12 protein-coding genes are annotated in these 13203 nt (G+C 59.5%); 5 read left to right on the forward strand and 7 right to left on the reverse strand.

Annotated elements, in window-relative coordinates:
- Positions 1-548 precede the first annotated feature (548 nt).
- The 3 genes from QZ302_RS05530 to mnmA form a co-directional block, all read right to left on the reverse strand.
- Positions 549-695 (reverse strand): hypothetical protein, encoded by a 147-nt coding sequence (locus tag QZ302_RS05530; RefSeq protein WP_294593433.1) that lies wholly within the window; start codon positions 693-695, stop codon positions 549-551.
- A 95-nt stretch (positions 696-790) separates the two neighbouring features.
- The gene (locus tag QZ302_RS05535; protein WP_294593435.1) at positions 791-1897 is read right to left on the reverse strand and encodes a DUF1573 domain-containing protein; all 1107 of its coding nucleotides are present in this window, start codon (positions 1895-1897) and stop codon (positions 791-793) included.
- A 244-nt stretch (positions 1898-2141) separates the two neighbouring features.
- The gene (mnmA, locus tag QZ302_RS05540) at positions 2142-3347 is read right to left on the reverse strand and encodes a tRNA 2-thiouridine(34) synthase MnmA (RefSeq protein ID WP_294593438.1); all 1206 of its coding nucleotides are present in this window, start codon (positions 3345-3347) and stop codon (positions 2142-2144) included.
- 164 nt (positions 3348-3511) lie between these two features.
- Between mnmA and QZ302_RS05545 the strand changes: the two genes are divergently transcribed.
- Positions 3512-4708 carry a pyridoxal phosphate-dependent aminotransferase gene (locus QZ302_RS05545; protein WP_294593440.1) on the forward strand — a complete coding sequence of 399 codons (1197 nt, stop codon included), beginning with the start codon at positions 3512-3514 and terminating at the stop codon, positions 4706-4708.
- A 388-nt stretch (positions 4709-5096) separates the two neighbouring features.
- Positions 5097-6599 (forward strand): WG repeat-containing protein, encoded by a 1503-nt coding sequence (locus QZ302_RS05550; protein ID WP_294593441.1) that lies wholly within the window; start codon positions 5097-5099, stop codon positions 6597-6599.
- A gap of 67 nt (positions 6600-6666) precedes the next feature.
- Here the strand turns inward: QZ302_RS05550 and gltA are convergent, their stop codons facing one another.
- The 4 genes from gltA to QZ302_RS05570 all read right to left on the reverse strand — a co-directional run bounded on the left by gltA (position 6667) and on the right by QZ302_RS05570 (position 10226).
- Entirely contained in the window at positions 6667-8055 is a 1389-nt protein-coding gene (gene gltA, locus QZ302_RS05555) for an NADPH-dependent glutamate synthase (RefSeq protein WP_294593444.1), read from the reverse strand.
- Positions 8056-8075: 20 nt separating this feature from the next.
- A complete protein-coding gene (locus QZ302_RS05560; RefSeq protein ID WP_294593447.1) occupies positions 8076-8954 on the reverse strand; it encodes a sulfide/dihydroorotate dehydrogenase-like FAD/NAD-binding protein in 879 nt (292 codons plus the stop codon).
- 872 nt (positions 8955-9826) lie between these two features.
- Complete coding sequence (locus tag QZ302_RS05565; RefSeq protein WP_294593450.1) at positions 9827-10030, reverse strand: hypothetical protein; 204 nt, start codon at positions 10028-10030, stop codon at positions 9827-9829.
- 43 nt (positions 10031-10073) lie between these two features.
- The gene (locus tag QZ302_RS05570) at positions 10074-10226 is read right to left on the reverse strand and encodes a hypothetical protein (RefSeq protein ID WP_294593452.1); all 153 of its coding nucleotides are present in this window, start codon (positions 10224-10226) and stop codon (positions 10074-10076) included.
- A gap of 130 nt (positions 10227-10356) precedes the next feature.
- Between QZ302_RS05570 and QZ302_RS05575 the strand changes: the two genes are divergently transcribed.
- The 3 genes from QZ302_RS05575 (at position 10357) to nagB (ending at position 12671) form a co-directional block, all read left to right on the forward strand.
- The gene (locus QZ302_RS05575; RefSeq protein ID WP_294593454.1) at positions 10357-11034 is read left to right on the forward strand and encodes a redox-sensing transcriptional repressor Rex; all 678 of its coding nucleotides are present in this window, start codon (positions 10357-10359) and stop codon (positions 11032-11034) included.
- 21 nt (positions 11035-11055) lie between these two features.
- Entirely contained in the window at positions 11056-11763 is a 708-nt protein-coding gene (locus QZ302_RS05580) for an FAD synthetase family protein (protein ID WP_294593456.1), read from the forward strand.
- A gap of 98 nt (positions 11764-11861) precedes the next feature.
- Positions 11862-12671 carry a glucosamine-6-phosphate deaminase gene (gene nagB, locus QZ302_RS05585; RefSeq protein ID WP_294593458.1) on the forward strand — a complete coding sequence of 270 codons (810 nt, stop codon included), beginning with the start codon at positions 11862-11864 and terminating at the stop codon, positions 12669-12671.
- Positions 12672-13203 lie beyond the last annotated feature (532 nt).

Here is a 13203-nt window from a genome sequence, read left to right on the forward strand (position 1 = left end):
CCCAGCGTCTTTTACTGGCCGCCTTGGCCTTCATATTCGTTCTCCGCTGGCTGCGGCCGAAAACAAATTGGCAGTGCTCTTGTGAGCCGTAGGGTTGTGCGGGCCGAAGCCTTCTACCGCGGAGGGACGCACAGCGTCTTTTACTGCCAGCCTCTACCCTAAACAACCCAGGCTCCGTCCGCTTGAACCGAGGACGAATGAGCCGAGCTCCTGCGACCCTTTGGGTCGCGCAGGCCGAAGCCTCCCGCCGCGGAGGCCCAAAACTCGCCATGCTCGTTTTGGGTCCCGCAGTCTTCGGCCGCTTAAACCGAGAGTGAGTAGTTGATTCACAGAATCGCCGGCTTTGTCGCTTGGAGGAGTGAGCGACAGGCCGAACTTGGCCGATTTGGGCGGTGGTGGCGGAGTTCTTGCGACCCTTTAGGGTCGCGCGGGCCGGAGCCACCCCCGGCGTAGGGCCGCAACTCGTGATCCTCGTTCGGCCCCCGCTGGCTCCGGCCCGTCCAAAAGAGTAGGGTAGTCCCAGCCCCTTGCCCTCGCGAGCGGCCCGTTTATTCCGAGAGGCAACGCAACTGACGACCGACAGCACGATCACCTGTATTGCTGGAGACGAGCTCCTGCGTGCTGGCGTATAAAAATCGTCCGTAAATGTCGCTGGACGTGGATGACCAGCTGTATCCAGCGCTGCCGACACTCACCGATTCCCCCGAATAGGCGTCGCGGTTGCCCGGGGCGGGGGCATGACTCCTCGAATTTCCTGTAAAAACAGTCGCAAAATCAGTCGATCGGCAGGCTATTCCACCATACGGGCCTGTAGGCGAATCTCCTGTGCCGGACGTCCCGGATCGTTCGTGACGATCGTGATTCCAGCCGAAATCCGTCCCTGTTTGTCAGTCGTGTCCCATTTTACAGTCAGCGTGGCCGTATCGTCTCGCGAGATGACCGTCTTGTCCGCCGTCACGCGAAGTCGATTGTCGGTTGTTCCGATATGTCGAATAATAAGGTCTTTACGACCCGTGTTGGTGATCTGGAACTCGCGTGTCAGCGTTTTTCCCTGTGGCTGGTCGCTGAAGTGGTAGAACGAAGAAGAGTATTCCGCCTGCGGAGCGATCTGGAGCGTAGTCCGCGAGAGCGCCCCGAAGTCCTCCGTGAAAATGACTGTCCATTCGACCGGGTCGAGCAGCGGTCGGTGATCTGCCGACAGCTCGAAACTTCCCTGTTGCCTCCCCCAGACCTCTTCCGGAGCGCGGAACGTCAACTCGATTTCGCTTCGTTCTCCCGGTGCGAGTTGCGATTTCTTGGGCCGCACCGTCACGTATGCCGGCAACGAACGACCGGTCGTTTCGATTCGGATCGTTTTTTTACCCGCGTTGGCGATTCCGACGCTTCGGACGACCGTCTTCCCGTGAGGCAGCATGCCCAAAGTCAGGTTCCGGTCGGCGATCCGCAATCCTTCGCCCAGATAGTACGGGTAGTCGTCCTGCAACGTCCTCGGTTTGGGGATGACATTCCCGGTGATCGTCAGCCGCACCGTGCGGCGCGGGTCGTTGCAGAGGATATGGATCACCTTCTCGAAGCGTCCCGGCCGGTTCGTCGGGTCGAACGTGATTTTCATCTCCGCCGTCCGTCCCGGCAGCAGCGGAGCCTTGTCGAATTGCGGGGTGGTGCAACCGCACGACACGCCGACGCTGTTGATAACCAGCGGAAAATCTCCTTCGTTCGTGAACCGGAACGTATGGCTGACATCACCGTCCGTCTCTCGAATCTCTCCGAAATCGTAGGTGTAATGGTCGAAAACGATTCGTGCCGTTTTTGTCTCTTCGGTTCTGCCGATCCCCGTGCCGAGGAGAAGCAGGCCGAAACAGGTAAGTATACGTTTCAGGATCATTTTGTTTTTCATGTGTTTATCTCATATGTTTTTGCGCCCGCAGCCCGTTTATTCCGAGAGGCAACGCAACTGAAAACCATAGCCGTGACTGACTGCGTAGTCCGGCATGAGGAACTGCACCCGAAACTCCAAAAGCATGCTGTTGATTCCGCTTGTGGCAGTAGTCCAACTGTAGCCCTGGTTGCCGACGCCGCCCGTAAGGCCCGAGTGTGCATTGCGGTAGCCCGGGGCGTTTTACGAGCCCGCCTCGAACCCGTCAAGCGTCGATCACCCCCGAACCCACCAGCTCCCCGTCCGGTGCATACCACGCCGCGAACTGCCCCGCCGTTACCCCCCGTTGCGGTTCGGCGAAGTCGACGATCCCCCACCCGTCGTCATCAACCCGAAGAGTCGCCCGTTGCAGCGGCTGCCGGTAACGAATCCGCACCAGATACTCGCGCGGCGCGGTATCTCCGGCCGTCGGCGCCAAGTCCGGCCGCACCCAGTGCATCTCCTCCGGACGAATCCGCAGCCCCCTCCGGTAGAGTCCCGGATGCCTCTCGCCCATGCCGACGTAGACGATATTGGCGTCCACATCCGTCGCGATAACAAAAAGCGGTTCCGGTTTCCCCCCCACCTTCAACCCCTTGCGTTGCCCGATCGTGTAGAAATGGGCCCCGTTGTGCTCGCCCACTTGGGTTCCGTCGTTTTCGTGATAGGCATAAGGGGCATACGGGTCGTGTCCCGCCTCCACGTATCCCGCCCAATCCGCCGGAATTTCGACGATAGCTCCGCCCGGCCGTGCCGCTAATTTCTGTTGCAGAAAGACCGGCAGGTCGACCTTTCCGACAAAACAAATCCCCTGAGAATCTTTGCGTTTCGCCGTGGCCAGCCCCTGCTCCGCCGCAATGCGCCGCACTTCGGGCTTTTCTAAGTCTCCGATGGGAAACAGTGCCTTCGCGAGTTGCTCCTGATTGAGCTGGCAGAGGAAATAACTCTGGTCTTTGTTGTGGTCGTCGCCCGCAATCAGGCGGTGATACGTCTGCCCGTCCGCCGGGCTGACCACCGTGTCCGTCTTGCAGTAGTGCCCCGTGGCTACATAATCGGCCCCCAGCTCCAGAGCCGCCTTCAGAAAGGCGTCGAATTTGATCTCGCGGTTGCACAGCACGTCCGGGTTCGGCGTCCGCCCCCGTCCGTACTCGGCGAACATATAGTCCACCACTCGTTGGCGATACTGCTCGCTGAGGTCGATGAAGTGGAATTCGATGTCGAGTTTCTTGGCCACCAGTTCGGCGAAAACGCGGTCGTCGTACCACGGACAGTCGCCGGCCAGCGTGCCGGTGGTGTCGTGCCAGTTGCGCATGAACATCCCCACGACCTCGTAGCCCTGCTCCTTGAGCACCCATGCCGCGACGCTCGAATCGACCCCTCCCGACAGCCCCACCACCACACGTGGCTTATGTTTCGATCTGTTGTTTTCCATAGCGTTTCGAATCGTTCCGGTTCGGAACAACCCCAAAGATAACGTTTTTCGGCGGGAATTTCGTTTCGGACGATCGGCGAAACCGACTCCGATTTTTTTCGGGTGAGCCCCGAAAAATATTACCTTTGTTTACCAGAAAGAATCACTCGTCAAAGCATCGCGTTATGCCGAAAATTTCGCAGACCGGCCTCCACGTGCCGGCCTCTCCCATCCGAAAACTCGTCCCGTATGCCGAGCAGGCCAAACGGCGCGGGGTGCATGTCTATCACCTGAACATCGGTCAGCCGGACATCCCGACACCGGACGAGGCGTTGGCGGCGATTCGGGAGATCGATGTCCGGACGATCGCCTATACCCATTCGGCCGGAATCGGCAGCTATCGGGAGGCCTTGGCGCGGTTCTATACGGAGCGCGGTTTGCCGCTCACGGGGGAGCAGATCATCGTCACCACGGGAGGGTCGGAGGCGATTCTGATGGCGATGATGGCGACGTGCAACCGCGGGGATCAGATCATCGTGCCGGAACCGTACTATGCCAATTACAACGGTTTCGCCATGGAGGCGGGGGTGGAGATCGTGCCGGTGCGCTCTTTTATCGAGGATGATTTCGCTCTGCCGCTGATCGAGGAGTTCGAAAAACGGATCACGCCGAAAACGCGCGGGATATTGATCTGCAATCCGAACAATCCGACGGGGTACCTCTATAGCGAGGAGGAGATTTTGCAGTTGCGGGAGATCGTCTTGCGGCACGACCTGTTTCTGTTGGCGGACGAGGTCTACAGCGATTTCTGTTATAACGGAGCGCGGCATCATTCGGTGCTGGCTTTGGAGGGGCTGGACGAGCATGTGATTATGATGGACTCGATCTCGAAGCGGTTCAGCATGTGCGGTGCGCGGATCGGGGCGTTGGCGAGTCGAAATCCGGCGGTGATCGACGCGGCGTTGCGGATGGGCCAGGCGCGGCTGTGCGCGCCGTATGTGGGCCAGGTGGCGGCCGAGGCGGCGTTGAGGGCGCCGAAGAGCTACTTTACCACGGTGCATGACGAGTACGAGGCGCGACGGAATTTCATGGTCGGGGCGCTGAATCGGATGGAGGGGGTGCGTTGTCCGATGCCTCGGGGGGCGTTCTACGCGATTGCGGAGCTGCCGGTGGACGATGCGGATCGGTTCGCGCAGTGGCTGTTGGAGAATTTCGAGCTGGAGGGGCGGACGGTGATGGTGGCTCCGGCATCGGGCTTCTATTCCGACCCGGCGGCGGGGCGTAGGCAGGTGCGGTTGGCGTATGTCCTGAATATCGACGAGTTGAGGGGGGCTATGGAGGTGCTGGAACGGGCTTTGAAGGTCTATCCGGGCCGTTGCTGATCGCATGTCGATGATCTTGCATTCTTTATTCATTGCCCTGTATAGAACTGTTCTCTTTTTGAACAACCGACGCTGCCAGCGAATCCAGAGGCCGTTTACGGACTATGGTAAGGGGCGAGGAGGAAGGCGAAGCCAAACTTCAGAGCGCATCCCTGCGGGATGCTCTGGCCGTGTCTGCCCGATTGGGTTGGGCTGGATTTTCGGCGGGCGCGCTTGGGTATTAGCCTTATTATTAGCGCGCCGCGCCTGAAAATCCCAGCCCAACGAACAAGGCGGAGATAACCCGAGGTCGGCCCACCGGGACGACCTCTGCAAAAGTTCTTTGGGTACCTTTCTTTCAAGAAAGGTACGGTTCCGTCCGGCACAAAGAGATAGAATACAAAAATCGATGATGCAATATCCGACGATCGGACGATACGTCGAGACCCTTTCAAATCCCGATGGGCTGTTTCGCAGCCTGTCGGGACTTTCTGTATCCCATCCCGTCGAATTCTCGGCCGGAGCCTACGGCGCAGTTTTTCGTGTCGAAGTAGACCGGCGGCCCCACGCTTTGAAATGCTTTACGCGCCACCAGCCCGGTCGGGCAGACGCCTATCGGCGTATTGTGCGGGCCCTGAACCAGGCCCGGCTTGGAGGCGGAGCAGGCGAGCGGCATCTCGTTTCGGTCGAGTGGTTGGACGACGAGATGATCGTTTTCGACGACGACGATCAGGCAGCCTGTTTTCCCGCCCTGCTGATGGAGTGGGCCGACGGAGAGACCCTGACGAAACGGATGGCCGCAGCCGTTGCCGCAGCCGATACGGAGGAGTTGAAACGGTTGTCCGAAGCTTTCGACCGGCTGGCCTTGTGGCTCTTGTCGCAACCCTTCGCCCACGGCGACCTGAAACCCGACAATCTGATCGTCCGGTCCGACGGCGAATTGACCCTGATCGATTACGACGGTCTCTATCTGCCCGAGATGGCCGGCGAGCGGGCACGGGAGAACGGAACCGAAGGGTTTAGGCTGCCGGATCGCGGCGGCAGCATGTTCGACGAGCGGATAGACGACTTTGCGATCGCTCTGATTAGCCTGACATTGCGGGTTTTGGCCTGTTGGCCCGAGTTGTACGACCGGTTCCGTCCTTCGACCGGCATGTTGTTCGAACCGGCAGCATTGGTGGCGGGCCGTTGTCCTGTCGACGATTTTCTTCGGCATACCGAGTGGGCTGCCGACCCCTTGTTGGTGGCCCTGAAGCGGGGTGAAGCACGCATCGAGAGGTTGGCCGAGCTATTGGCCGGAGAGGCTGCGCCGGTGGTTGCGTATGATTACTGCGGCGAAGCGGGACGCGAGGGGGTTAGGCTGGTGCGCAGGGGAGGGAAGTACGGTTTTGCGGCGATCGACGGGACATTGGTGGCGGAGTGTCGCTATGACCGGGCCCGCGATTTTGCGGAAGGGGCCGCGGCAGTGTCTCTGGAGGGCCGGTGGGGCTTTGTCGGGATTGACGGAGCGTGGTTGCGGGAGCCGGAGTACGACGATTGCGGCGACTTTTCCGAAGGCATCGCGCCGGTCTGCCTCGGCGGACGGTGGGGGTTTGCGGACGGCGAGTTCCGGCTCTTGTCGCGGCCTCGGTTCGACGATGCGTGGTCGTTTTCGGACGGGAGGGGATTGGTGCGGAAAGGCGATCGCTATGGGTATGTCGGGCCGGACGGACGGATGGCGATTCCGGCACGTTACGATTTCGCGCAACGGTTTTCCGAAGGGGCGGCTTGTGTGATGATGAACGGATTGTACGGCTTTATCGACCGTCGGGGACGGTGGATCGTAGAGCCGACTTTCGACTACGCCCGGTCGAAACATGCCGGACGGGCCTATGTCGAGCGCGACGGGAGAGGGTACGAAATCGAGTTGTAAAGCATATGAAAAAGCGGGCGATTCCTTATAAGAATCGCCCGCTTCGGTTTTAATTGAAGTGTGCGTGTCACGCCCTGTTCCGAATGTACTCGTCGATCGCTTTGGCTGCCTGTCGTCCCGCTCCCATGGCCAGAATGACCGTCGCCGCGCCCGTCACCGCATCGCCTCCGGCAAAAACTCCTTCTCGGCTCGTCGCCCCCAGGTCGCTCGCTTCGATGCAGCCGCGGCGCGTCACCTCCAACCCCGGCGTAGTCGCCGCAATCAACGGATTGGGCGAAGTCCCGAGGGCCATAATCACCACGTTGCAAGGGATGTCGAACTCCGATCCCTCGACCGTCACCGGCGACCGCCGACCCGATTCGTCCGGCTCGCCCAGCTCCATCCGCACGCACCGAATGCCCGTCACCCAGCCCTGTTCGTCGCCGACGATCTCCACCGGGTTGGTCAGCATCCGGAACTCGATCCCCTCCTCCTTGGCGTGGTGCACCTCTTCGCGCCGGGCCGGCAGCTCGGCCTCCGACCGCCGATAGACGATAAAGGCCTCGGCGCCCAGCCGTTTCGCCGTCCGCACGGCATCCATCGCCACATTCCCCCCGCCGACCACCACCACCCGGTCGCCCGTATAGATCGGTGTGTCGTACTGTTCGTCATAGGCGTGCATCAGGTTCGTGCGGGTCAGAAACTCATTGGCCGAGACCACCCCGTTGAGGTTCTCGCCCGGAATGCCCATGAACCGCGGCAGCCCTGCTCCCGAGCCGATAAAGACCGCTTCGAACCCCTCTTCGTCCATCAACTGATCCACCGTCACCGTCCGTCCCACCACCACGTCCGTCTCGATCTTCACCCCCAATCGGCGTACATTTTCGATCTCCGGTTCCACCACTCCCTTTTTCGGCAGCCGGAATTCCGGAATCCCGTACTCCAGCACCCCGCCCGGCCGGTGAAGCACCTCGAAAATCGTCACCTCGTATCCTAATTTGGCCAAATCCGCCGCACAAGCCAGCCCCGCCGGCCCCGAGCCCACCACGGCCACCCGATGTCCGTTGCCCGATGCCGCTTCGGCCAGTGTCAGATGATGCTCCCGTCCCCAGTCTCCCACGAAGCGTTCCAACTTGCCGATCGCCACCGGCTCGCCCTTTACGCCCAGAATACACGATCCTTCGCACTGATTCTCCTGCGGACACACCCGTCCGCAGACCGACGGCAGCAGCGAGTCGCGGGCAATCACCCGCGCCGCTGCGGCGATGTCGCCTTCGACGATGCAGCGGATGAAGTCCGGTATTCCGACCGATACCGGGCACGCCTCGACGCATCGCGGTTTTTTACAGCCGAGGCATCGGCTCGCCTCCAACGTCGCCTCGTCGAGGTCGTAGCCGTAGCAGACCTCTTCGAAATTGGTCGCCCGCACTTTCGGGTCTTGCTCCCGTACGGGAACTCTGGGTATCTTGTTCGCCATGTTCGTTAATTTTCAAATCGTTACAACCCGATATTACACTTGTGTCCCGCTGCGCGTTCGGCTTCGATCGCCTTTTTCCGCTCTTCGATCGTGCGGTACATGCCCTGTCGCCGCATCGCTTCGTCGAAATCGACCTGATGGGCGTCGAATTCCGGCCCTTCGACGCAGGCGAAGCGGGTCTTCCCGCCGACGGTCACCCGGCAGGCGCCGCACATCCCGGTGCCGTCCACCATCAGGGTGTTGAGGCTCACGATGGTCGGTATGTGGAGCTCTTTGGTGGTCAGGGCGACGAATTTCATCATGATCATCGGCCCGATGGCTACCACGCAATCGAAATGTTTCCCGTCGTTCACGACGAGCTCTTTCAGGAGATTGGTCACGAGCCCCTTGTATCCTTTCGATCCGTCGTCGGTGGCGATGTGCACGTTCGGGGTCAGGGTGCGGAACTCCTCTTCGAGCAGGATGAGGCTTTCGTTCTTGGCGCCGATAATGACGTCGGCCTGAATGCCCCGTTCGGCGAGCCATTTGACTTGCGGATAGACCGGTGCGGCGCCTAATCCGCCGGCAACGAACAGGAATTTCGTGGCGGCGAGTTTCTCGGGGCTATAGTGGATGAATTCGGAAGGGTGTCCGAGCGGCCCGACGAAGTCGGCGAAGCTGTCTCCCTCTTCGAGGGTGACAATCCGCATGGTGGAGGCTCCGATGGCCTGAATGACGATGGTTACGGTGCCTCGTTCGGCGTCGTAGTCGCAGATGGTCAGGGGAATCCGTTCGCCTTTTTCGTCTACGATGACGATCAGGAATTGTCCGGGCAGTGCGGCCCGGGCCACGCGCGGCGCTTCGACTTCCATCAGGTAGATGGCGGGTGCGAGCAGCCGTTTTTTCAGGATGCGAAACATATCGGTCTAAGAGTCGTTGTTTTTCGAATGACGGGGACAAAGGTAAGGAATTGGGCGGTATCTGCCTACGGGGCGGCCTTCGGATGTTGGATTCTTAACGGGTTTGTTGAATTTTGTTGGATTTATGGCGGCCGGGCGGGCTGCATGGGGCTGAGGCTTCCGCGCGTTTTTTGGTAGAGGCTGCCCGGTTCAGCGGCACTGCCTGCCCGGCATAAGGGCAGTTTTTCCAGCAATCGCGCGCTCCTTTACGCGGGCGACGGTAAAACGCGGCGGAGCGAAAGCGGAGCCGCAGTGAGGCGGACACGGGGCGGAGAACTGGGCTTTGTTTTGGGCTGTGCTTGTTCTTCAGGCGGGAAAACCGGCTACGGTTTTCACGCTGCGCTGGGCCGAGCTGTTGGCCGTGCTTTTGCGGCTCGCAGAGCCGCGCAGTTCGCCGCCACCCCATGCGGCGGACTGCAACTCGACGGAGCTCGTTGCACTCACCGCTGGCGGCGAACAGCTATAGGCTGAGAGCGAGTAGCGCGCCCGAGGGTGAATGGGCGTTGCTTTTGCGGTTCAAAGAACCGTCGGCCTTGTCGCCCAGGCGCGAAGTGCCTCGGAGGGATGAGCGACAGCCCGAACCTGCCAGAATTGGGGGCGAGTTTTGAACTGCGAATAGGGCTGAATCTTTGGTTGTTGTTTGGGCTGAACCTTTGGTCGTGCTCTTGCGACCCTTTAGGGTCGCGCGGGCCGAAGCCTCCCCGCGCGGGAGGCCCGCAATTCGCGATGCTCGTTTGGCCCACGCTGGTTCCGGCCCGCTAAAGTCGAAAATAGGGTAGAGGCGGCCAGTTGCTTGGGGTAGAGGCTGCCAGCAAAACGCCCTATGGGCGCGTTTATTCCGAGAGGCAGCGCAACTGATAACCGCGGGCGCGATAATAAGAGTAACTGGTCGTCAGTGACTCCATGTTGAAGTCTAAATACCATACGGTGACGTTGCCTGTGACCGGCGTGCCCGACCAGTTGAACCCGTTGTTGCCGACGCTGCTCAGTATGCCTGTACTCCGATGGCGGTAGCCCGGGGCGGTGCCGCTCGGCACTCGAAAGCTGGCCGTGTCTACCCCATGTTTGCACGGTTCCCGTTTATTCCGAGAGGCAACGCAACTGAAAACCGCCGCCGCGATTGTCCGAGTAGCTGGGGTAAAGGTGGTGCGTACTGAAATTCAAGTCCAGCCCGCAGATGCCATCCCCCGCTGATGATAAGCTATAGCCGTATCCGCCGACGCCACCTGGCATGCCAGAGGAGGGACTGCGGTAGCCCGGGGCGGTAGCTTTTCGATATCGAATCAAGGAAAAAACAGTATATTTGCCTAACATTAGAAAACCATTCGATTCTCAATTATCCCCTCCAAGGCAGAGAAGCCCCATGAATACCGATACAGCTCTCCTCACCGCAGCGAAAAAACTCCCCGAGAGAACCGTCGAACGTCTGAGCGAATATCGCCGCATGTTGCTGGAGTGCTTGAAACAGGGGAAGACCCATATCTATTCCCACGAACTCGCTTCGATGCACGGCATTACCGCCGTGCAGGTGCGGCGCGACCTGATGCTCATCGGATTCAGCAGCGATACCAAAAAAGGCTACGATGTGGAGGTGCTCATCGACTTTATCGGTACCATTCTCGACAGTTCGGCCGGGTTGAGCGTCGGCGTCATCGGGATGGGGAATCTCGCTCAGGCCGTGACCCACTATTTCAACGGGAAACGATCCAAACTGCGTATCACCGCCGCTTTCGACGTCGATCCGGGCAAAGTGGGACATACGGTGGCAGGGGTGCCATGCTATCATATGGAGACCTTTGCCGAGACCGCCCGGAGGCTCGATATTCGGATCGTGATCCTCACTTCGCCCTCCTCCGTGGCGGCAGGGATGGTCGAGCCCATTACCGAAGCCGGGATACGCGGGGTGCTCAATTTCACCTCGACCCCCCTTAATTTTCCGGACGATATCTATGTCGAAGATTACGACATCATTACCCTGTTGGAAAAAGTAGCCTATTTTTCCAAAGGAGACTTTTCGGACTCCGTTGCGGTGCAGGATTAATTTCGGAGGAGGGAACCTCTCATGGAAGTGCATTACGGATTCGAAAACCTGCCCGCGTTCACTCGCACGGCCGTCGCCGTGGGATCGTTCGACGGCGTTCACCGCGGACACCGGCTGCTGATCGACCGGTTGAACGTGGCGGCCCGCGATACGTTGGGACAGGAGGGAACGTCGGTCGTCGTGACCTTCGATCCGCACCCTCGGTTCGTGCTGCGGGGAGAGAATCGGCTGTTGAGCACGCTGCCCGAAAAACTCGACTTGCTGGCCGAGACCGGAATCGGACATGTCGTGGTCGTCCGTTTTACCCCGGAGTTCAGTCGGATCGACAGCGAAACCTTTACGCGCGACTATCTGAGAGGGTTGTTGCGGGCCGAAATCGTCCTCTCCGGCGAAGGACACCATTTTGGACACGACCGCTCCGGGTCGATCGAAGCGTTGGAACGGGACGGCATTCATACAGCCAACCTGGGGCGGTACGAAGCGATCAGTTCGACCGCGATCCGGGGAGCGATCGAGGCCGGAGAGATCGAGAGGGCCGACCGGATGCTCGGTGCGCCTTACCTGATTCGGCGGGATACGCTTTCCGATCCGACGAAACTGCTTCCGCCGGCGGGTGAATATCGAGTCTGTTTCCCCGATTGCGGTTCGGGCGAGGAGCGTCTGTACATCGACTCTTCGCTGGCCGGTAGGCAGGATTTGCCGCTCCGCGTCCGAGTGCTTGGAAAATAACGGCAGATCGTTTATATTTGTTCATAGATCGAACCTCGTTCGCAGCGGGCGACCCATTGCTCTTTGCTGATGAAAGAAACGAATAAACTTTACACAATATGCGACTGATCATCGAACCCGATTATGCCCACCTTTCGCGTTGGGCGGCCAATTACATTGCGCACAAAATCACCGCTTTCGCTCCGACGGCTGATAAGCCGTTCGTCCTGGGGCTGCCTACCGGCTCCACGCCGCTGGGGACGTACAAAGAGTTGATAGCGCTTCATAAGGCCGGGAAGGTCTCGTTTGCCAACGTGGTGACTTTCAATATGGACGAATATTGCGGGATTCCGAAAGAACATCCGCAGAGCTACTATACGTTCATGTGGAGCAACTTTTTCAACCACGTCGATATCAAACCCGAAAACGTCAATATCCTGAACGGCAATGCGGCGGATCCGGCGGCGGAATGTGCGGCTTACGAGGCTAAAATCGAGTCTTTGGGGGGGATTCAGCTCTTTATGGGCGGGATCGGGCCGGACGGTCATATCGCTTTCAACGAACCGGCCTCGTCGCTGACGTCGCGGACGCGGATGAAGACTTTGACGCTGGATACCATTATCGCCAACTCCCGGTTTTTCGATAACGACGTCAATAAAGTGCCGAAAACGGCGCTCACGGTGGGTGTGGGGACGATTATGGCGGCTCGGGAGGTGTTGATCCTCGTGAACGGGCATGGGAAGGCGCGGGCCCTGCGGCACGGGGTGGAAGAGGGGATCAATCACATGTGGACGATCAGTGCTTTGCAGCAGCATCCGCACGGGATTATCGTGTGCGACGAAGATGCTACTTCGGAGTTGAAGGTCGGTACCTATAAATACTTCAAAGACATCGAGAGTCGGAATCTCGATCCGGAGACACAGTTGTAGTTTCTTGATTGGGGCAACATGGCATCCGCCTTTTCTCTGCCGGTTTTGGGCCGGTAGCAGAAGAGGCGGATTTTTTTGTGAGCAGACTTTCTGTAGGATTCCCCCGGCGCGCGAACGAAGAGTTGGGCTGAGTTGATTAAGCGATACGTAGTATCGCTCCGTCCCTCCGGTGCGCCCATCGGGCGTTTTGTTAGGGTTGTCTTTGCCTTATTAGCCGTCCGCCGCCCGCGCAGGGCAGTTTCAGGCGGGACAAAGTTCTCCCGCGCGCGATCGCTGAAGTAGGAAATCATTCAAAGCGTAAGGCGCTTTGAATAAGATTTCCGGCAGCGCGCGGAACAGGGAGTTGGGCTGAGGCTGCCGTAGCGAAACGTAAGTTTCGCCCGTCCACGGGACGTGGGGCCTGCCCGGCGGACGCGTTCGCGCCACGGCGGGCGGCCTTTATTACTTAAAAGTAACCACGTGCCGTCGCCTAAAGGAGCGATTCAGCTATTTCGGCTTACTGCCGAAATAGAATGAATCGCGCAAGGCGCGC

Source organism: uncultured Rikenella sp. (assembly GCF_910579375.1).
In the GTDB taxonomy this organism is placed as follows: domain Bacteria; phylum Bacteroidota; class Bacteroidia; order Bacteroidales; family Rikenellaceae; genus Rikenella.

Excerpts from the sequence above, each read along its gene's own strand:
- QZ302_RS05570 (WP_294593452.1), bottom strand. The coding sequence starts at position 10,226 with ATGCCAGGTGGCGTCGGCGGATACGGCTATAGCTTATCATCAGCGGGG.
- nagB (WP_294593458.1), top strand. The coding sequence starts at position 11,862 with ATGCGACTGATCATCGAACCCGATTATGCCCACCTTTCGCGTTGGGCG.
- mnmA (WP_294593438.1), bottom strand. The coding sequence starts at position 3,347 with ATGGAAAACAACAGATCGAAACATAAGCCACGTGTGGTGGTGGGGCTG.
- QZ302_RS05550 (WP_294593441.1), top strand. The coding sequence starts at position 5,097 with ATGATGCAATATCCGACGATCGGACGATACGTCGAGACCCTTTCAAAT.
- gltA (WP_294593444.1), bottom strand. The coding sequence starts at position 8,055 with ATGGCGAACAAGATACCCAGAGTTCCCGTACGGGAGCAAGACCCGAAA.
- QZ302_RS05560 (WP_294593447.1), bottom strand. The coding sequence starts at position 8,954 with ATGTTTCGCATCCTGAAAAAACGGCTGCTCGCACCCGCCATCTACCTG.
- QZ302_RS05575 (WP_294593454.1), top strand. The coding sequence starts at position 10,357 with ATGAATACCGATACAGCTCTCCTCACCGCAGCGAAAAAACTCCCCGAG.
- QZ302_RS05545 (WP_294593440.1), top strand. The coding sequence starts at position 3,512 with ATGCCGAAAATTTCGCAGACCGGCCTCCACGTGCCGGCCTCTCCCATC.
- QZ302_RS05535 (WP_294593435.1), bottom strand. The coding sequence starts at position 1,897 with ATGAAAAACAAAATGATCCTGAAACGTATACTTACCTGTTTCGGCCTG.
- QZ302_RS05580 (WP_294593456.1), top strand. The coding sequence starts at position 11,056 with ATGGAAGTGCATTACGGATTCGAAAACCTGCCCGCGTTCACTCGCACG.